Source organism: Neobacillus sp. BF23-41 (assembly GCF_041106275.1).
Map to the genome: position 1 here is coordinate 74,959 of NZ_JBGBPR010000008.1, position 20,612 is coordinate 95,570.

A 20,612-nucleotide genomic window follows, 5' to 3' on the forward strand; every position below is an offset into this window, starting at 1 on the left:
AATGAACTAAAATAGTAGGAGGTTTTTAATTTGAATAAAAAAATAGGTATGAGAATATCACCAAAAATTGGTGCAGGGGGAATAGAGTCTGTTGCAAGCTGGGCTTCTAGTATTGGGTTAGACGTAATAGACGTACCATATTATAACCAAGAAGTTAAAATAGCTTTGGATAAGGAAGGACTTGAAGTCGGCTCCATAGATGGTGTGGGTGCGGTTGGTCAAACAAAACTATTAAGTGTGAATGAAAATAGTCGATCAGAGGCCGTGGAGGCTCTTAATAATCAGATGACCGAAGTCTCTCAGCTTGGTGGTAAAGTGATGTTCATGTGTCTTGTTCCAGATGATATTACAATGCCACGCCAGAATGCATTTGAGATTTGGAAAGAGACGTTTCCTAGTATTGTAAAGCATGCTGAACAACAGAACATCTATATTGCATTAGAAGGATGGCCTGGACCAGCACCATATTATCCAACGTTAGGCTGTACACCTGAAATGCTTAGAGCCATGTTCAATGTTATTCCTTCTAAACATTTTGGGATTAATTATGATCCATCCCATTTAGTTAGACTAGGTATCGACCATTTAAGAGTTTTGAGTGAATTTGGAGAAAGAATCAATTACTGTCATGGGAAAGATACTGAAATTTTACATGATGAGTTATATGAATGCGGTGTCATCCAGGCTACTTTTGGTTCTAGGTATGATTTTTCAGAAGGTTCATGGCGTTACACAATTCCTGGACAAGGCGATGTAGACTGGGGAAAAGTTGCAGTACGTTTAGAAAAAATTGGATACACTGGTCCAATCAGCATTGAACTAGAAGATCATCGCTATTGGGGTTCTTTAGAGGCAGAACGTCAAGGGATCATAAAAGCAAAAGAACATCTTGAAATTTATTTCAAATAATACAATGGTATAGGAGGAAAAAATATGACTAGAAATGTGAAAGTAGCAATTATTGGTTGTGGTGGTATTGCAAATGGGAAACATTTGCCAAGTTTAGCAAAGTTAAAAAACGTTGAATTGGTTGCATTTTGTGATGTGCTTGTTGAAAGAGCTGAAAAAGCAGCAGCTGAGTACGGAGCCCCCAATGCAAAAATTTATGAAGATTATCAAGAGTTACTTCTGGATAAGTCGATCGAGGTGGTGCACGTACTAACTCCGAATGATTCCCACGCTGAAATTTCTGTAGCAGCCCTTGATTCAGGCAAACATGTAATGTGTGAAAAACCAATGGCGAAGTCATCAGAGGAAGCACGTCTAATGTTGGAGGCTGCTAAACGTTCTGGTAAAAAACTGACGATTGGGTATAACAATCGTTTCCGTCCGGATAGCCAACATTTACATAAGGTATGTGAACGAGGAGATCTTGGGGAGGTTTATTATGCGAAAGCACATGCCATTCGTCGTCGCGCTGTACCTACTTGGGGAGTTTTTCTTGATGAAGAAAAGCAAGGCGGGGGTCCATTAATTGATATTGGTACACATGCTCTTGATTTAACATTGTGGATGATGAACAACTATAAGCCGAAATCTGTTATGGGAACAACTTACCATAAATTAAGTCAGAAGAAAGATGCAGCTAATGCTTGGGGACCGTGGGATCCTGAAAAGTTTACAGTTGAAGATTCTGCATTTGGTTTTATCACAATGGAGAATGGTGCAACAATCGTTTTAGAATCGAGTTGGGCATTGAACTCTTTAGATGTTGATGAAGCAAAATGTTCACTGAGTGGAACAGAAGGCGGAGCCGATATGAAGGATGGCCTAAGAATTAATGGGGAAAGCTTCGGTAAACTCTATACGACGAATGTTGAACTAGGTGCAGGTGGAGTAGCATTTTACGATGGAAATTCAGAAACAGACGCTGATCTTGAAGCCCGCCTATGGATTGATAATATCATCAATGACACAGAACCTGTCGTAAAGCCAGAACAAGCATTTGTTGTTACTCAAATCTTAGAAGCAATCTATGAATCCGCAAAAAATGGAAAAGCAGTTTATTTTGAAGATCAATCTAGTCTTGTTTCTAATAAGTAAACTACCATTATTACCAACATGTATTCAGTTTAGGTTAGTTTCAAATGTCAGACATCCTTTTTTGAGGGAAGGGATATAAATGGAAAGTGTTAAATTCGGTTTAATTGGTACAGGTGGTATATCTCATTTACATGTTAAACAGTTGAGGGAATTAGAAAACGCTAGGATTGTAGCGGTTGCCGACCCGAATACTGGTAATAGAGATACATTGATTAAGAGTTTTAACCTTGAAAATATTGCACAGTTTGATAATCATCATGACATGCTAGAGAACATTACAATGGATGCGGTGCTTATTTGTTCACCACATACCCTTCATTTTAAACATGTGGTAGATGCAATTAACCATAATTGTCATGTTCTGATTGAAAAACCAATGGCTTGTTCGCTAGAAGAAGCAGAACATCTTATAGAATTAGCAAAAAAGGCAAACAGAGTTTTACAAGTATCATACCAAAGACATTTTGAACCAGCTTTTCTATATATCCGTGATGCAATTTCAAGCGGCATAATCGGAAATCTCACATCGGTAACAGCTTCTCTATATCAGGATTGGAAACATTTAACCACTGGTACATGGCGGCAAATTCCATCGTTATCTGGTGGAGGGATGCTTATGGATTCTGGAAGTCATATTATAGACGTACTTTTATGGACCACAGGATTAAAACCGATCGAAGTTGAATCAAAAATGGAGCAGCATCATACTCCAGTAGAACAGGATTCATTTACATCGATTCGTTTTGAAAATAATGTTGTTGCAGGCCTAAATATTGTTGGGAATGCCCCATGCTGGCATGAAACATATGTTTTTTGTGGAGAAAATGGAGCGATTTTTTATGACAACGGTAAGATTGTTCTTCGTCTGAATGGTAAAGAACCCGTCATACCTGAGCTTCATCAACAAACGACTAATTCGGATAAAAGTTTTATCGATGCGATTCTTGGTCATCACAATGTAATGGTACCTGGAGATTTCGCAAAAGAAGTGGTAAAACTGACGGAGAGAATTTATAAATCGGCAGGATATAAGACGATTACATCTATTAAATGATTGACATTGAATTAAATAAAGCATCTACCTAGTAATATTAATTTAATTAGGTAGGTGCTTTTTCGGTATTTAATGATTTCTTGAATAATTCATTCATGTAAATGATCAGGGGAGGAAAGAAATGCGGACAGAACAGGAAATGATAAAATTAATTTTAAAAATAGCAGAAAAAGATGAACGAATTCGTGCTGTGGGAATGAATGGTTCACGAACAAATCCGAATGTTCCAAAAGATATGTTTCAGGATTTTGATATTGTTTATCTCGTAACCGAAATGGATTCCTTTTTACGAAACCACAATTGGATAGAGGTTTTTGGTGAACGAATCATTATGCAAACACCTGAAACTATGTCAATGTTTTCACCAACATTGGGAAGGCGGTTCTCCTATTTGATGCAGTTTACAGATGGAAATCGTATTGACCTAACGCTAATTCCCTTAAATGAAAAAGACAAGTATTGTATAGAGGATAAGTTAACTATTATTTTAATGGATAAGGATAATTGCCTTCCTGCAATCCCTTCTCCGACCGATGAGGACTATTGGGTAAAACGACCATCTGCTGAATTCTATGCTGATTGTTGTAATGAATTTTGGTGGGTCTCCACATATGTAGCAAAGGGTTTGTGGAGAAAGGAAATTCTTTATGCACAAGAACATCTTAATAAATGCGTCAGACCGATGCTAATTAAAATGCTAGAATGGCAGGTAGGTATTCAAACGGACTTTTCAATTAGTATAGGTAAATGCGAGAAGTATTTGGAGAGATTTCTCTCAGAAAAGAGTTGGAAGGAACTTCTTTCTACCTTTTCCGATGGAAGTTATGAAAGTGTATGGAGAGCATTATTTACAATGGCTAATTTGTTTCGTAGTACAGCAAAAGATGTTGCAGATAGTTTAAATTATGAATACCCCTATGAACAAGATAAATGTGTTACGGAGTATCTAAAGCATATTGAAAGCTTATCACCAAATGCCAATGAAATCTATTGATCTATTTCAACTAACAGAGTGCTTTAGTTCAATAAAGTAAGGGTGATACGACAGCCTTTTTCTTATTAGTCTAAAGGGTCGGTTATATGGAATAACGAAAAGAAAAATTCGAGAGGTGATACCAGATTGTTAGATAAATCAATCCCTTATTTCAATGTGATTATGAAAAGAGGTTCAGGCGCTCCAGTCTCTTGTTTTTCTTTGCCAAAAGGGTACTCATTTGTATGGTTTTCGGAGGGTAAAGAAATGAAATGGGCTGAAATTGAAACCTCAGTTGGTGAGTTTACTAGTATAGATGAAGCTATGAAATACTTTCAAGAGAATTATTTACCTTTTTTGGATGAACTGAAAAGACGCTTGCTTTTTGTTCAGAATGAAAGGGGAGAGGAAGTAGGGACTATTACAAGTTGGTGGAATATGACTGGAACCAAACGGGTACCATCAATACATTGGTTTGCTGTGAAAGAAGAATACCAAGGTTCTGGACTTGGAAAAGCATTGGTTTCTGAGTCTCTAAAAAAACTAATATTACTTGAAGGAGATAAAGATGTGTTCCTTCATACACAGACATGGAGTTATAAGGCCATTGGGCTTTACCTGAAGTCAGGTTTTGAAATATTAAGTAGTGGAAGCTTTTCTCACTATAAAAATGAATATTTTTTAGCAATGCCCCATCTAAGAAAGTTATTAAAGATTTAGCTTTATTTAACAAACTGGCAATTTTTTAGTTAATAATCCTAATTTCACATGCATGACACTAAGAGATATGTCATTTTCATACAGGCCCAGCTTTATACAGCCATGTAGTAGAGTTTACTAGTGGGATAAACCATGAACGATTAACCATGAAACAAACAGTTACTACAGAAGAAGTTAGTTGGTTGTTTTTTTTTTTTTTTTTTTTTTACTTTTATCCCCATTTTTAACGCTCGCATTTCAATCGGTTAAACGCATGAAATCGTACAAAAGTCATGATTATTAATAGAAAGGTATCAGTAAATTTTACTAATTTCTAGATATATTAAAGAAAATATATTCAGAATATTGTTTTCTTTTAGAAATGTATATATAATGAAAGCGTAAACAATTATTAAACCGGTTTAATGATTTCGTCGTCTTTTATCAAAGATGTACCTAATTATTTTAGAGGTTCCGGTGGGAAAGAACAGTGAATTGTGGTTTTGTACATAAAATAATTAAACCGCTTTAATTAAATAACGGTCTAAACAGTAAATATCTAAAAAAGTGTTTAGAGAGATTCTTATATTTCTTCTAGATATTATTATTTTTTTATGATTTATTAAACCGGTTTAATAATCTCTAGTATGAAGGAGAAAACAATGGTAACTATTGCTGATGTGGCAAAAAAAGCTGGGGTTTCCAAGGGGACTGTTTCCAGTGTGTTTAGTAAAAAAAGGCCAATAAGTACAGAAGTAACGGAACGGGTATTGAGTGTAGCGAAAGAGCTTAACTACTTCCCCAATCATGCTGCTAGAAGTCTAGCGATGAAGAAAAACATGATTATTGGACTGAAGATGCCAACGATTGATACCGAACTAAGCAGCTTTGATCTAAAAGTGATTAATGGCGTCGTCAAAAAGTGTACAGAATGTGGATATCGAGTTCTTCTGGATCGGGTGTATGAGAATGAAAATTCAGCGATTTTTTCAAGAGATCCAGTAGATGGAATTATTTTATTAAATCCGAAAGATGAAGACCCGAGAATTGTTCACTATAAGAAAATGAGTCTGCCTTATGTACTGATTGGCAGACCGAACAAAGAGGATGTCGATACGAAATTTGTAGACAACAACAATATTGAAACTGTCAAAGAAGTTGGGGAGTTTTTAATCGGAAATGGCCATCAAGACATTCTCTTTCTCAATGCTTCCTTTGGCATGACGGTAGCGGATGATCGAAAAGAAGGCTTAAAGCGGGCATATGAAAACTTTAGTTTACCTTTTAATGAAGAGAATGTGTTCTATAATGACCAGAATAGATATAAAAATGCTTCAGACTATGGTTTTTATAGTTTGCTAGAAACATATAAAGAAAAAAAATACTCAGCTATCATCGCTGATACTGACCGTGTTGCGTTAGGAGTGCTCCGTGCAGCAAGGGAACTAGGGATAGAAATACCCAATGACCTTTCATTGGTGGCATTAAGTAACAATGAAACACTAGCATTAGAGACAACCCCGAAACTTACGAGTATCGAATTGTTTCCAGAGAAGCTAGGGGAAGAAGCAGCCGAAATCTTGATCAATGTGTTAAAGGAGCAATTGGCTCCGAGGCAAAAAATGATACCTGCAGAACTGGTCATACGAGATTCCTGTAAGAATCTCATCCAATCCGCTAGTAGATTCTAATGGAAACTATTTTTCAAGGGGGTGAGTTACCACTTGTGAATCGTTTGAAAAGCAACTTAGATCAGACAATATGTAAGGATTTACGCAGTAAAATTATTAGGGGGATTAATATGAAGAAATTTTTATTCGCCATTTTAGCAGTGCTCCTTGTTTTGTCAGGATGTCAGTCAAAAACGGGAAGTTCCGAAAATAAGTCAAACGAAAAAATTGACGTTAAACCACCAAGCCGAGATTTAGTTAAAGAAGGTTTACCAGCTTTTAACGAAAAAGTTGCATCGTTGCCGAAGACAGATTTAGAAATTTGGCTTGCTGCCGATTATGCAAATGAAAAGCCAATACAAGATGCAATTAATGAATTCAAGTCCGTATACCCGAATATCTCTGTTAAAACAGTTGGGATTGAATGGGGCGAGATGACGAATAAAGTAAAGTTGGCCGTTTCCAGTGGCGCTGTACCTGATATGGCACACAATCATGCCTTTGCCTTTGGTGCACAAGGATTAGCAGAGCCTGTAGACGATTTATGGAATGAATGGGGCGAAGAAGATCAGTTCCTGCCTGGCGGGATTGAGGATATCACGTGGAAAGGTACTAAATATGGTGTTCCACTTGATATCAATACCCTCATTTATTTATATAACAAAAAGACTTTTGAGGAAAACGGAATTAAGGCACCGCCAACGACCTTTGATGAATTAACGGAAATCTCTAAGAAACTGACGAATAAAAAGAAAGGCCAATTTGGCTTTGTCACAAATGCAAGCGGATGGTCATTCTTTGGAAACGTTGTCGCAGAAGGTTCGAATATTTTAACCTTTGATGGCGATAAAGCCAAAGCTAACTTAAATGATCCAATCGTTGTGGATACCATGAAAAAATATACCGATTTAGCGTTAGTTCATAAAGCATCACCAGTACCGCCTCCACAAGAACGTCAATCTGACCATCCTGTTGCGATGTTTGGAACAGGCAGAGCGGCATCGTTTATTTCAGGTCCTTGGGATATTGCCCGCATTCAAAACGAGTTTCCTGATGCTTATAAAAACCTAGCCACTGCGGTGATTCCTGCTTCAGCGAAAGGTTCCGTATTGGGTGGAGGAAGCTTATTTGTTCCAAAGGGTTCCAAAAACAAAGTTGCCTCTTTTGAGTTGATGAAATGGTTTATCTCAGACAAATACTCCATCCGCTTAGCAAAAGAAATGGGACGTCACCCGGTAAAAGCACACCAGTATAACGATGAATTTTTCAAGGATCCATTACTGAAGCCATATATCGAAACTTTGAAATATGCGCAGCCTTATAAACTAGAAGCATACCCAGAAGCCAATGATGCTTGGGGTAAAGCGCTTCGCTCCGTATTTGATGGTGCAGATGTACAAAAGACATTGGATCAAGCACAAGAGGTCACCGAAAGAGCCATTAAGAACGCAAAATAAAACAAGTGAAATGAAAGGGTATGTGGGGATGAATACATACCCTTTCTCTCTAGGGAGTGAAATAGATGAAGTCAGAAACGGTCCCTTCTATGAATGTAGAAATAAGAAAGAAGAAAAGGGAGTTACATAAGTTTAAAGATATTTTAGGGTCTTATTTATTTGTATTACCAGCGCTTAGTCTTCTGTTTGTCTTCTCCATTGTTCCGATCATTTATTTAATCTGGCTCAGCTTTACTGATTATAGTTTGCCTAATCCAGCGGAGTTCATCGGGTTAGATAATTTCTCGAGAATGTTGGAGGATACATTATTTTTAAAAAGTATTTTCAACACGTTAGTCTATACGTTTGGATCAATTGTATTAGGAATCTCAGCTGCATTAGCGATAGCTGTCCTGTTAAACAGACAGCTAAAAGGATTACGTTTCTTTAAGGTGTTTTATTTTTTACCGACGATCACTTCTGAGGTTATTACCGCGATGATCTTTTTGTGGGTATTTGATAATAATTTAGGGATCCTCAATTATTTATTAAAGACATTTGGAATGGAGACACCACCCGCCTGGTTACTTCAGCCAACTACTGCCATGCTCATTCTAATATTTATTGGAGCCTGGAGAGGTGCGGCCTATAATACGCCAATTTTTCTTGCAGCCCTTCAATCGGTTCCACAATCGTATTATGAGGCCGCAAGATTAGATGGGGCAAATGCGTGGAAACAGTTTTTTCATATTTCCTTACCGTCGATTACTCATATGTTGGTCTATAGTATGGTCATGTCAGTGATTGGCTCTTTTCAGGTAGTTGCTGTGGTTGATATTCTAACAAATGGCGGACCTTTGGATAGTACAATGGTCGTCATTAAACATATCTGGCAGCAATCCTTCGAATTTAACTATGTTGGATACGGGGCAGCATTGTCTTTAGTATTATTCCCGTGCCTATTATTAATCACTTGGCTACAGCTGAAGCTATCTTCTGGAAAGGAATAAACAATATGAAAAAATCTAAATACATGAAGAATACCATTTTATATGGCTTGTTGTTTTTTGTATTAATTATCTTTCTGGGTCCGTATATCTGGATGTTTATGACCGCTGTTAAAACACAGGGAGATGTATTAGTTTGGCCGCCCAAAATCATCCCCTCTGAATTTCATTGGGAGAATTTCTTGAAAATTTGGCAGGAAACGAATCTGCCCCGAGCCTTTTTTAATAGTTTTATCGTGGCATTGATTGCCACTGTTATTAATGTTTTTCTTAGCTCATTAGCTGCATTCGCGTTTGCGAGATTAACTTTTCCAGGCAGAAATAAGTTGTTTATACTGGTTTTGGCTACGATGATGATTCCTTCAGGCTTAATGGTCGTACCTTTATTTTTTATGATGAAAAATATGCCGTTCTCAGGTCCAAGTGGCTGGCTGGATTCCTATCCAGCGTTAATCCTCCCATTTGCTGTCACTGGCTTTGCGATTTTTTTGCTAAGACAAAACTTTTTAGCTGTTCCGAAGGAGTTAGATGAACAAGCAAAAATCGATGGGTGTAATAAGTTTCAAATCTTTTGGAAAATTATTCTTCCGTTAAATAAGCCGGGCTTAGCGTTAGTGGCTATTTTCAGTTTTCTAAGTCATTGGAATGAGTATTTATGGCCGTTAACAGTCGCGAGATCGCAAGAAATGTATACGATTCAAATTGCATTAAAAGCATTTCAAACACAATATAATATCGATTGGCCCTTAATCATGGCAGGAGCGACTACAGCTGCTCTACCAATGATTATCCTGTATTTTATCCTTCAGCCTCTCTTTGAACAAGGTTTAGGCGGGTTGGGGTCAACTGGTAAAGAGTAGAAAAAAGGTTCTATTTTACAAAGGAATAATATCCATGGAGGAGGTTAATCATGGGGATTGTCCAAGAGTGTTCAAAATCAGAAACCGTATCAAGATTTATCTCACATGATGAAGAAAGTTTATATATCGAGGTTCCATTCACGGTTCCTGCTGGTACGGAACAAATCAAGGTGAAAATGGAAGTCATTCAAGTAGGAGCAGCTTCTAGCATTATTGATTTAGGGGTGAAGGATCCAAAAAGGATTCGCGGCTGGAGCGGTGGTGAGCGGACGGAATTTTTTATTCATCAAGCAAAAGCGACTCCTGGATATTTACACGGTGAATTGGAAGCGGGGGAATGGGCTGTCATCCTAGGAGCCTACAAAGTAGCAACGAAGGGTTGTACAGTTAATTTGACGATTGAGTACTCGCCGGAAGAACTCCGCTGGTTAAGGGGTGACCTTCACACTCATAGTGTCCATAGTGATGGAACCTTCACGCTAAGAGAAAAAGCAAACATTGCCGAAAGCGAGGGTCTTGATTTTTTAGGGTTGACCGACCATAACGCTTCTAGTCAAAATGAAGCTTATCCTCGTGATGTCAACACTCTGTTTATCCCTGGGATGGAGCTTACTACAAACAAAGGCCATCTCAACCTTTTTGGTGTACACGATCCGATTCGTGATTTTAGAGTAAATACCATGGAAGAATTACATAGCCGGCTAAAAGAGGCTCGTGAAAATGGTGCCTATATATCCTTAAACCATCCGTATTGCCGAAATACTGGCTGGAGATGGGACTGGGATTTTGACTATGATTGGGTTGAAGTTTGGAACGGACCATGGCGTGAGGAAAACCAAGATGCCGTTGATTGGTGGCAAGAGCAATTGGTTTTAGGGAAAAGACTTGTTGCCGTTGGAGGCAGTGACGCTCACCGCCCTCATCTGCATGTCGTGCACGGAATGCCGACAACCTGGGTGTATAGCAAGTCGCTAACGAGTTCCGATATATTAAAATCCATTGAAAAAGGGCATGTTGTCCTTAGCTATTTACCGCAAGGGCCATTTATTAACTTAACATGCGGAAATAGCATGGTGGGTGATGTGTGTGAAGAAAAGAATCAAAATGTAGAGATAAAAGTAGAGGATATTCAATTTAGTGATGTTGTAAAAGTTATTTCGAATCATGGAATTGAACAAGAAGTGATGGTGGAGGAAGGTCAGAACCAAGTGGAATTATCATGGTCTGTAGGTAAGCGCTTATTTTACAGAGTCGAAGTATGGCGTTATTCACCTGAAGTCAAAATGAGACAACTGGCAGCATTAAGTAATCCCATTTATTTTTTGAATGAGTAGTTTCTTTATAACCCAATAGATTAATAGCATGGAAATGAGGGATTCATTATGAACTACATAACACTTAAAGGCATAGTTGAAAATAAATCAATTGAAAAAAAGTGCTCCCGCTTAATCATGGGAACGGCTCACTTCTATCAATTTAATGATAAAGAGCGGGCTTTTACAATTATGGATGAGTATGTGCGAGCCGGGGGGAATATGTTTGACTCCGCGCATCAATATATTAATAGTGAAGTTGTTTTAGGTGAATGGGCTGAATCAAGAGGAATTCGTGAAGATATTTACATACTTACGAAAGGAGCACATCCTGATGATGGCGAGGCAGGGCCACGTGTGAATCGGGACTCTATTACAAAGGATGTTATCGAAAGCTTAGCAAGGTTAAGATCAAATTATATCGATTTTTATGCACTCCACCGAGATGATCCAAGCGTTGAAGTGGGTCCTATCATGGAAGTATTAAATGAGCATATTGCAGCAGGCAGACTCCATGCGATAGGGGCCTCGAATTGGTCTCATACACGAATCCAAGCGGCGAACGATTATGCAGCTAAACACGGTTTAATTGGTTTTACTTTTAATAGCCCAAATCTTAGTTTAGCTCAATGCAATAGACCGCGATGGCCTGGATGTGTCTCTGTAAATGAAGAGATTTCAAACTGGCATAAGGGAACGCAAATGCCATTACTATCATGGTCGTCACAAGCGGGTGGTTTCTTTAGTGGTCGATTCACACCTGAAAATAGAGAAAATGAGGAAATGGTTCAAGTCTATTATAGTGAGGAAAACTGGGAGCGTTTCAATCGTGCCGAAAAGCTTGCAGAAGAAAAGGGAGCAAGTGCCATTGAGATCGCACTCGCCTTTGTGCTGAACCAACCCTATCCAACAGGGGCAATTATTGGTCCGGAGAAAGTAGAAGAATTACTGTCCTCCATCAAGGGGTCAGAAATTCACTTAACCGCTAAGGAAATGGACTATCTCAATTTGATTGAAACCAAAATAGGAGGAGCGAAATAGCGTGAAACATAAATTTGCTGTCCAATTATATACATTACGGAATGAAATAAGCAAGGATTTTCCTGGCGTGTTACGTGAGATAAAGAAAATGGGCTGGGAAGCTGTTCAAATCGATGGACTGCATGAATATTCTGCGGAAGAAATTGCAGAGGTTTTAAAAGAGACTGGCTTAAAAACAGCTGGAATGCATATTAGCCTTGATCGAATGAATGATGAGTTAGAAAGTGTATTAAAAGAAGCTGACTTGTTTGGGACTACCGACTTTTTTTGCCATTACCTTGAAGAGAATATGCAAAATGTCGATGGTTATCTGAAAGCAAAGCAAGTTCTGCTTGAAGTTGCTAGAAAGGTAGCACCTAGAGGTTTTCGGGTTGGTTACCACAACCATGATTTTGAATTTAAAACAAAGATCGATGATCAATTTGCTCTTGATTACATTTTAGGAAAACAGGAAGGGTTGTCACTCTTTCCAGAAGTAGATACCTACTGGGTGAAAATGGCTGGAATCGATCCGCTTTCCTATATCAAAAAATTTCCTAATCGGATCCCGATCCTTCATCTAAAGGATATGACCAATGATGAAAGAAAATATTTTGCAGAAGTTGGAACTGGATCGATTGATTTTGAACCCATTTTAGCATGGGGTGAACAAAATGGGGTTGAATTCTATGCGGTCGAACAAGACTTCTGTCCTGGGAATCCATTGGATAGCTTAGAACTTAGCCTAACGAATCTCATAAAAATGTCGGAAAAAGTAAACGCATAGAGTCTTACATAAGGTGGCGAATAGTAACATGAAAGAGATTGAAGTGGTTCATGTCATCTTTAAAACACATCTGGATATCGGCTTTACCGATTTAGCAGAAAATGTGACTGAACAATATATTAAATCATACATACCCAAGGCCATTGAACTAGCAGACAGCCTTGAGAAAGAAGATTCTTCAGTAGGTTTTGTATGGACGACGGGCTCATGGCTTATTCAGGAGTATTTGAAACAAGCAAATAATGAAGAGAAACGAAAAATGGAAGCTGCGATTCAAAAAGGATCTATCACATGGCATGGACTTCCATTTACAACACATACGGAATTAATGGATGCTGAGCTATTTCAATATGGCCTATCGATTGCGAAACGATTAGATTCTCAATATGGAAAAGAGACTTCCACTGCAAAAATGACGGACGTACCTGGTCATACAAAAGCCGTGATTCCTTATTTAGCAAGTAATGGAATTAAATATTTGCATATAGGAGTGAACCCAGCCTCAAAAGTTCCTTCCGTTCCATCGATATTTGTATGGAAGGGGCAAGATGGCTCTGAAATTATCGTAAACTATGCAGACAATTATGGGGATGTTCTTAAACTGGATGGTTTAAATGAGGTAATGGTGTTTGCGCATACCGGTGATAATTGCGGGCCACCATCAATTGAGGATATAAAGGCAGAGTTTGCTAGTTTACAGGAAAGATTTCCTAACGCTGCCATAAAAGCATCTACTATGGATGCATTTGCTGCAAAGATACAGGACTTTAAACACAATCTTCCTGTAGTCCATGAAGAAATTGGTGATTCCTGGATACATGGAGTGGCTACAGATCCTAAGAAGGTAGCTCAATATCGAGAATTACTTAGACTCCGAAATAAGTGGGTTTCTGAAGGTAAATTAGAAGTAAATAGTGAAGAGTATACACAGTTTTCTGATTGGTTGCTTTTAGTTCCAGAACATACTTGGGGATTAGATGAGAAAAAGCACCTCAATGATTATAAAAATTATTCAAAGCAAGATTTTCAAAATGCTAGAGAAAGAAATGAGATTGCTGAAGATTCGGTTCCAGATAAATATAGTTATATAGGTTCATTTGCCATGGATGAGTTTGACCGATTATCAGAGCAAGTTTTTTCTGAATCATGGAAAAGTGGAACCTATCAACTATTCGAAAATTCCTGGAAGGAACAGCGTGGATATATTCAAAAAGCTGTTGCTGCCTTATCTGCTAATCTCCAAAAGGAAGTTTTTGCTGCATTCGAATCATTAGAGGCACAAAAGCGGGAGGCAGGTAGTGAGACATTAGAAACGAACAAGTCTTATTCTCTTGGAGTGTTTACCGTACAATTTGCAGAGGATGGCTCCATATCTAGTTTAGTTGACGGAAACGGAAAAGAGTGGACGAACGGACAAAAACGGATTGGTGTTTTTGTTTACGAGTCATTTGGAGTTGAAAATTATTATCGATGGTTCGAGGAATATGTTGAGAACACTAGTCAAACCTATCGATGGTCTGATGCGGACCAAGGAAAACCGGGGATTGAACTCGTTATTCCAAGACCGAAACATGGAATCTATCAACCTTCCATCCTTTCATTAAGTAAAATCGAAACAGAAGCAAGTGATGATGTAATCGTCCATTTAAGCATGCCGAAACATGCAGTAGAATCACTTGGTACTCCAAAAGAGGTTACGATAGAATACAAGTTTTCTAAGCACAATGAACAAATAGATATTGAGCTTCATTGGTTCGATAAGGAAGCAAACCGCCTACCAGAAGCAATGTGGTTTTCGTTTGCCTTGCAAGTTGATAATCCAAACATCTGGAAACTGGATAAGCTAGGTGAACAAATATCTCCACTAGAAGTTGTGAAAAACGGCAATCGAAACCTGCATTCTGTCGATTCAGGTCTATATTATAATGGGGCAGAAGGAGAAGCGGTGATCGAGACAAAAGATTCTCCACTAGTCTCACCAGGTGAAAAAAGACTGCTACAGTTTGACAATACTTTTGCTTCATTAGAAGGTGGATTTCACTTTAACCTTTACAACAATATTTGGGGAACAAACTTCCCGATGTGGTATGAAGAAAACGGGAAAAGTAGATTTACGTTGAAATTGAAATCGCATTAGTTATAAAAGTGTAAAGGCCCAAGGTATGGGCCTTTACACTTTTTATCTGGGTGAAGAATTTTCTATAACCTTATTCCAGTCGATTAACTTTAATAAAATTTAGTCAGATATTCTAATCGTTCGAAAACAAAGTAAAAAGAGTAAATAAGCTGTGACGCTAAACGCAAAAGTTAGAACGATCGGTAGGAAATAGGTAATGGCTGCCATTAAACATACAATCAGAATTACAATTAAAGTTGACGGAAAGCACGTTAAGGATAGTAGGAAGGAATTCTTCCATAAGGTTGGTATGGAGATATTAAAATGCACCATTATTGTGACCATATAAATTGACATAATAACAAGCAAGATACCTATGGTAATTAAAATAGATAAAATAACCGTTCGAAACATGCCGTTAAAATTATCAAGAATACTAAGATTGGCATATGCAATTCCTAAGTAAAATAACCAAGCAAGCTCAAGAACCATGCTTTGCTTAAAATTTTCTTTGAATTTTTGAAAGAAGAGTCGAAAAATACTCGTTTCCTTTTTAGTCACCCATTCTCTAAAAACACCGAACATAGCAGCTGTAGAAGGGATAATAGTGATGATTGGTAAACATGCAACAATCCAAAGTAGATTTAAAAAAAAGAGATTTGATATACGTTCAGTAATAGTAAAAAACTTCCCATACTGCACCTTCATAAATATCCTCCCATTCACTGAAACTAATTACTTGATTTGATAATAGCGTTCAGTCACAAATTTTGCAAAATCCCCTCGAACAATAGTGGATGAATATTCGATTGGGACCATTTCAGTTGTATAAGTTAGGGACTCTGATTGGAAAGAGGGGGTGTTCTCAGGAATCCCTAATAAATTACTAATTTGTACCGTTGGGATTACAGGCTCTATCGATTCAATAGATTTTAAGAATTTCAAACCATATTTCGTTTGAAGCAATTCGAATAGAGAGCCTGAACAATCATCATGAATTAAGTTAGGTGCAACTTTCCATGGTACATAAGAAGTGGAATACTGATAAGGTTTTTGCTCAGCAAACCGCAAACGAACCAGCTTAAAGACCGGGTCATTCGGCTGAATATCTAAAGAATTTGCAAGAAATAAAGTCGCAGGTATCGTTTCGATACTTAACACTTCGGAATGAGCTTGAAGTCCCATACTCTTCATTTGCTCTGAAAAACTTTTAATCGTTAGAGTAATAGTTTCTTGAATTTTTGGTTGTGCAACGAAGGTTCCTTTTCCTTGCAATTTGTAGATTCGACCTTCTTGTTCAAGTTGTTGAAGAGCAAGACGAATAGTTGTTCGGCTAACTTCAAATTCCAAACAAAGATCGGACTCACTTGGTAGTTTCCCTCCAACTTGATATATTTCTCGATCGATCCGCTCCAGAATTTTCTCTTTTACAGAATAATACAATGCAGTTCCTGTTTTGTTTTTCATATATTTCACTCGCCCTTAAAATTCTTCTCTGTTGTAATCATGTTATAACAAGTTGACGAAAAAAGAAAGTTGAGATTTTTTTGACTAGTTTTACTGAGTGGTGGAAACCGTTTTATACAGTGGTATTATTTGTATTTAAGTATAATTTAGAAAATTAATGAAATTCATATTGACGTTCCTTTGCACATGTACTAACATGGAATTGTAGTAACAACATAACAAGTTGAACCATTAATTCATATAAAAATGCTACAACTCAAAAAAATTTTTTTAAATTTGAAACCGTTTTCACTCGGGGGTAACAAGTCTTTATAGCTCCCAATAATTTTGAACAAATCATGAAACAATGTAAGTGAGTACAGTTGTAGTAACGACATTACGAGTAAAACACCACGAAAGGAGAGTCACATGGAAAAATATGATGTATTAGTTCAAGGAGTAGTGTCCACAGATGTAATATTTTCATCCATACCAAAAATGCCGAATCCAGGAGAGGAAGTTTATTGCGGTGCATTTGAGTTCACATGCGGTGCAGCCTATACTACTGCAGTTGCTTTTGCAAGATTAGGCCTGAAAGTAGCGATTATTTCCCCTATTGGGAATGACGTGTTAAGTCAGTTTGTTTTAACCAGCCTTGAATCAGAAGGTGTATCTACCCAACTAATGAAAAAATTGAATCAACCTCTTCGAACGCTATCCGTTGCCATCAACTATGGTGGAGATCGTTCATTTCTTTCTTATCAAGATGATACAAAGGATTTCAACTTCGAAGAGTACACGAATTCTATTATAGAGAATGTGGATGCTTCCATCCTACACTTGGGAGCAGGGCCTCAGTCATTATCCTCCATTCAATTAGCAAAAGAAAAAGGAATGAAAGTATCGGTTGACATCGGATGGGACGAGCATTGGTTAAAGGACCCAAAATTAATAGAAATGATAAAGCATAGTGACTTTTTCACACCAAATCTAAAGGAAGCTTTTTATATGACCAGCAAAACTTCTGCCGAAGATGCACTACATACCTTTCAAAAGTGGTGTAAAGACACTTTGATCATAATCAAACTTGGACCTGAAGGAGCTTTGGTGGGTATAAAAGGGAAAGATGTTGTAGTTCCTGGATTCAAGAAGAATCCTATTGATACAACTGGAGCAGGCGATGTGTTTGCTGCAGGTGTATTAACCGGACTTTTAAAAGGATATGAATTAGAGGACGCTGTTCGTTTAGGTAATTTTTGTGGTGCATGCTCAGTAGAAGGTTTAGGCGGAGCGACTAAAAGTCCGTATTGGACCCAAGTAGAAGCAGAGTTTTTAAATACCAACAAACAAAATGAAACGGAGGAATTGGTATGAAGTTAACAGTTCTTGGAGGAGCTGGAATGAGAACTCCTCAATTAATCCAGGGGTTATTTAAACATCCTGACCTACATTTAAGCGAAGTTACACTATTTGATAATGATGAAAATCGACTTTTGGTGATGGGAGAACTTTCAAAATATCTTGTAGAACAACACCAAGCTTCGTTTAAACTGACTTTTACTTCGGACATCAGAGAGGCTGTCAGAGGTGCTGAGTTTATCTATTCTGCTATTCGGGTCGGTCAAGAAGAGTCTCGAGTTCTTGATGAACGTGTATCTCTAAAACATGGAGTAATCGGTCAAGAAACAACGGGACCTGGCGGATTTGCAATGGCATTGCGTACTATTCCAGTTATGATTGAGTATACCAAAATCATTCATGAAGTTGCTCCGCAAGCATGGCTCTTGAATTTCACGAATCCATCAGGGCTTCTTGCTCAAGCCCTCAATACATATGGTCATCATGATAAAGTCATTGGAATTTGTGATGCTCATGCGGGCATTAAAAATGCATTAGGGAAGTTTCTTGGAGTACCTCATACAAGACTACAAGCTACTTACTTTGGTTTAAATCATTTAGGATGGGTGCCTTCGGTGATCGTGGGCGGCGAAGATAAGCTTCCTGAAATTCTAGAAAACTATGAGTCTCTTTCACGTACTTCTCATATTTTTAGCTTTTTTGATCCAGATTTAATACGAAACATCGGAATGCTTCCAAATGAATATCTATATTATTTTTATTATACAGATCAGGCTGTAAAAAATATCAACGAGTCAAATGAAACTCGTGGGGAACAAATTGTTAAACTAGGAAGACCTCTTTTAGAGCGGTTGTATGATCATGTGAAATCAGGGGACGTTGCAAAAGCTTGGGCAGACTACAAGCAAACAATGGAAGAGCGAAACAACACATATATGTCACGTGAAACTTCTGGTAATGTTCATAATGTGTATGAGAAAGAAGAAAAAATTGAAATCACATATGAAGAGGAAGGTTACGAAGGTCTTGCTTTAAATATTATCAAGAGTATTAAATATAATAAGCAGCAAGTATTAACATTGAACATACCAAATAACGGTACAATAGCTGGGCTTCATCATGATGATGTGGTTGAGGTTCCTTGTTTAGTGAACGAAAATGGCTATTTTCCATTATCTGTTGGCGAAGTACCAGATGTAGCGATGTCGTTAATAAAGCCTGTTAAAACATATGAGAGATTAGCGGTAGAGGCAGCAGTTACCGGTGATTATGACACAGCGCTAAAAGCATTAACTGTGCATCCTTTAGTTCCTTCATATACCGTGGCAAAAGCGATATTGGATGAATATTTAGAGGTTCACAAACAATATCTCCCACAATTTAATAGTGAGAAGCAGGAATTAATCAATTAAAAGACTTCCTCTAATTAAAGCATAGAAAAGATTAGTATGATGGTTTTTATTTCACTTTAATTTCCTTGAAAAATAATAATAATATCAAAGGGGAGAAACACATGAATAGATCTTTAAAAAGATTTGGATTGCTACTTTTAGGTCTTATGCTAATTGTCATGTCAGCATGTTCAAAAAATAGTTCAAACAACGAAAGCACTAATGGTGAAATTGTTATTAAATTTCCTCATTATTATGTGGGGACAGATCCAAATGCTCAATGGTTTAACAAAGTAGTAGAAAAATTTAATACCGATCACAAAGGTAAAATTAAAGTTGTGACTGAAGAAATCGCAGGAGAGCAAAACTACGTTGACAAAATGAAGCTTCTTTTGCAGTCGGGTGATATGCCTGATATTGGAATGTCGCCACTAGGACTACTTGATCTTGCCTACAAAGCAGGAAAAGCGGTTGATTTAACACCTTACTTACAAGCAGATTCGGAATTTAAAAGTCAGTTCGATCCAAAGTCGTTGGAAGTGAATACATTCGACGGAAAAGTGTATGGTTTTCCTACATTTAGAGGAATGATGGAATACTACTATAATAAAGAACTATTTGAAAAAGCAGGGATTACAAAACCAGCTCAAACATGGGATGAATTGTTCAGTCAATTTGACACATTAAAAAAAGCAGGAATCACGCCAGTATCAATGGATACAGCAGAGACAGGTTGGCTTACTTCTCTTTGGTTTAATGCCATGATCGGGAGTCACAGTCCAGAGGGATTGGAATTTATGAACACATATTTCCCAAAAGACTTTAATAAACCATACGTGGTTGATTCTCTAGAAAAAATTCAAACAATGTTAAAAAAATATACGACTAAAGATGCGGTCGGAGCAAAATATGATACGGCTGCCATGCACTTTTTAAATGGTGAGACAGCAATGATTGCAAACGGTCCATGGATGATCGGCGATTTCAGTGATACGAAAAAAGCAAAAAAAGGATTAGATAAGCATATTGGTGTTGCACTATTCCCTGAAAACACTGTATTTAACTCACCTGAAAAAGGATATTTTGTTTTATCGAAAGATAAAAAACATGCAGATGCTGCTGTAGAATTCTTAAAATTTCTTGTAAGTCCAGAGCATCAAAAGGAATTGCTTTTACTTAAAGGAGAGCTTCCGGATTCTCCTAAAGTAGAAATTACAGACGATGTAAAACAGAAGTTTCCGATTTTAGCAGATTTCTTAACTCAAACTGAAAGTGCGAAAAATGAAATCCTGTATTACCAAAAAACTTGGCATAACAATGTTCAAAACGAAGTAAGTAACATTTATCCAGCCTTGGCAAATGGACAACTTACACCGAAAGAAGCAGCTCAAAAATTAACAGAAGCCGCTCAAAAAAATTGATACACTAAATAGGCTTT

General features: G+C 37.6%; 18 protein-coding genes. 16 read left to right on the forward strand and 2 right to left on the reverse strand.

All coding sequences use genetic code 11. The features are described from left to right. Nucleotides 1-30 precede the first annotated feature (30 nt). From AB7942_RS14085 to AB7942_RS14145, 13 genes are all read left to right on the forward strand, one after another. On the forward strand, nucleotides 31-909 hold the full coding sequence (locus AB7942_RS14085) for a sugar phosphate isomerase/epimerase family protein (protein ID WP_088089783.1): 879 nt from the start codon (nucleotides 31-33) through the stop codon (nucleotides 907-909). Nucleotides 910-933: 24 nt separating this feature from the next. Continuing rightward, entirely contained in the window at nucleotides 934-2,043 is a 1,110-nt protein-coding gene (locus AB7942_RS14090) for a Gfo/Idh/MocA family protein (RefSeq protein ID WP_369447331.1), read from the forward strand. Nucleotides 2,044-2,122: 79 nt separating this feature from the next. Continuing rightward, nucleotides 2,123-3,097, forward strand: coding sequence for a Gfo/Idh/MocA family protein (locus AB7942_RS14095; RefSeq protein WP_369447332.1), 975 nt, complete (start codon nucleotides 2,123-2,125; stop codon nucleotides 3,095-3,097). A 121-nt stretch (nucleotides 3,098-3,218) separates the two neighbouring features. Beyond that, complete coding sequence (locus AB7942_RS14100; protein WP_369447333.1) at nucleotides 3,219-4,091, forward strand: aminoglycoside 6-adenylyltransferase; 873 nt, start codon at nucleotides 3,219-3,221, stop codon at nucleotides 4,089-4,091. 246 nt (nucleotides 4,092-4,337) lie between these two features. Continuing rightward, complete coding sequence (locus tag AB7942_RS14105) at nucleotides 4,338-4,790, forward strand: GNAT family N-acetyltransferase (protein ID WP_369447334.1); 453 nt, start codon at nucleotides 4,338-4,340, stop codon at nucleotides 4,788-4,790. Between the two features lie 641 nt (nucleotides 4,791-5,431). Further along, nucleotides 5,432-6,460 (forward strand): LacI family DNA-binding transcriptional regulator, encoded by a 1,029-nt coding sequence (locus AB7942_RS14110; protein WP_369447335.1) that lies wholly within the window; start codon nucleotides 5,432-5,434, stop codon nucleotides 6,458-6,460. A 110-nt stretch (nucleotides 6,461-6,570) separates the two neighbouring features. Next, a complete protein-coding gene (locus AB7942_RS14115) occupies nucleotides 6,571-7,896 on the forward strand; it encodes a sugar ABC transporter substrate-binding protein (RefSeq protein WP_369447336.1) in 1,326 nt (441 codons plus the stop codon). 65 nt (nucleotides 7,897-7,961) lie between these two features. Next, nucleotides 7,962-8,885, forward strand: coding sequence for a carbohydrate ABC transporter permease (locus tag AB7942_RS14120; protein ID WP_335437731.1), 924 nt, complete (start codon nucleotides 7,962-7,964; stop codon nucleotides 8,883-8,885). A 5-nt stretch (nucleotides 8,886-8,890) separates the two neighbouring features. Further along, nucleotides 8,891-9,742, forward strand: coding sequence for a carbohydrate ABC transporter permease (locus AB7942_RS14125; protein WP_088089775.1), 852 nt, complete (start codon nucleotides 8,891-8,893; stop codon nucleotides 9,740-9,742). Between the two features lie 50 nt (nucleotides 9,743-9,792). Next, a complete protein-coding gene (locus AB7942_RS14130; RefSeq protein ID WP_369447337.1) occupies nucleotides 9,793-11,076 on the forward strand; it encodes a CehA/McbA family metallohydrolase in 1,284 nt (427 codons plus the stop codon). A 48-nt stretch (nucleotides 11,077-11,124) separates the two neighbouring features. Further along, nucleotides 11,125-12,096, forward strand: coding sequence for an aldo/keto reductase (locus AB7942_RS14135; RefSeq protein ID WP_369447338.1), 972 nt, complete (start codon nucleotides 11,125-11,127; stop codon nucleotides 12,094-12,096). Nucleotide 12,097: 1 nt separating this feature from the next. Further along, nucleotides 12,098-12,862 carry a sugar phosphate isomerase/epimerase family protein gene (locus tag AB7942_RS14140; protein WP_369447339.1) on the forward strand — a complete coding sequence of 255 codons (765 nt, stop codon included), beginning with the start codon at nucleotides 12,098-12,100 and terminating at the stop codon, nucleotides 12,860-12,862. A gap of 28 nt (nucleotides 12,863-12,890) precedes the next feature. Next, nucleotides 12,891-14,999, forward strand: coding sequence for a DUF5054 domain-containing protein (locus AB7942_RS14145; protein WP_369447340.1), 2,109 nt, complete (start codon nucleotides 12,891-12,893; stop codon nucleotides 14,997-14,999). 99 nt (nucleotides 15,000-15,098) lie between these two features. Here AB7942_RS14145 and AB7942_RS14150 read toward each other — a convergent pair whose 3' ends face one another. Beyond that, nucleotides 15,099-15,686: a YesL family protein gene (locus AB7942_RS14150; RefSeq protein ID WP_369447341.1), complete on the reverse strand. Its 588-nt coding sequence runs from the start codon at nucleotides 15,684-15,686 to the stop codon at nucleotides 15,099-15,101. 27 nt (nucleotides 15,687-15,713) lie between these two features. After that, entirely contained in the window at nucleotides 15,714-16,445 is a 732-nt protein-coding gene (locus tag AB7942_RS14155) for a GntR family transcriptional regulator (protein WP_369447342.1), read from the reverse strand. A gap of 408 nt (nucleotides 16,446-16,853) precedes the next feature. On the opposite strand from AB7942_RS14155, the gene AB7942_RS14160 reads away from it, so the two are divergent. The 3 genes from AB7942_RS14160 to AB7942_RS14170 all read left to right on the forward strand — a co-directional run bounded on the left by AB7942_RS14160 (nucleotide 16,854) and on the right by AB7942_RS14170 (nucleotide 20,595). Further along, nucleotides 16,854-17,798, forward strand: a complete 945-nt coding sequence (locus AB7942_RS14160) for a carbohydrate kinase family protein (protein ID WP_369447343.1) — start codon at nucleotides 16,854-16,856, stop codon at nucleotides 17,796-17,798. After that, nucleotides 17,795-19,195 (forward strand): family 4 glycosyl hydrolase, encoded by a 1,401-nt coding sequence (locus AB7942_RS14165; RefSeq protein ID WP_369447344.1) that lies wholly within the window; start codon nucleotides 17,795-17,797, stop codon nucleotides 19,193-19,195. Before AB7942_RS14160 ends, AB7942_RS14165 begins: the two co-directional genes overlap by 4 nt. 101 nt (nucleotides 19,196-19,296) lie before the next feature. Next, nucleotides 19,297-20,595, forward strand: a complete 1,299-nt coding sequence (locus AB7942_RS14170; protein WP_369447345.1) for an ABC transporter substrate-binding protein — start codon at nucleotides 19,297-19,299, stop codon at nucleotides 20,593-20,595. The last annotated feature ends 17 nt before the right edge of the window (nucleotides 20,596-20,612 follow it).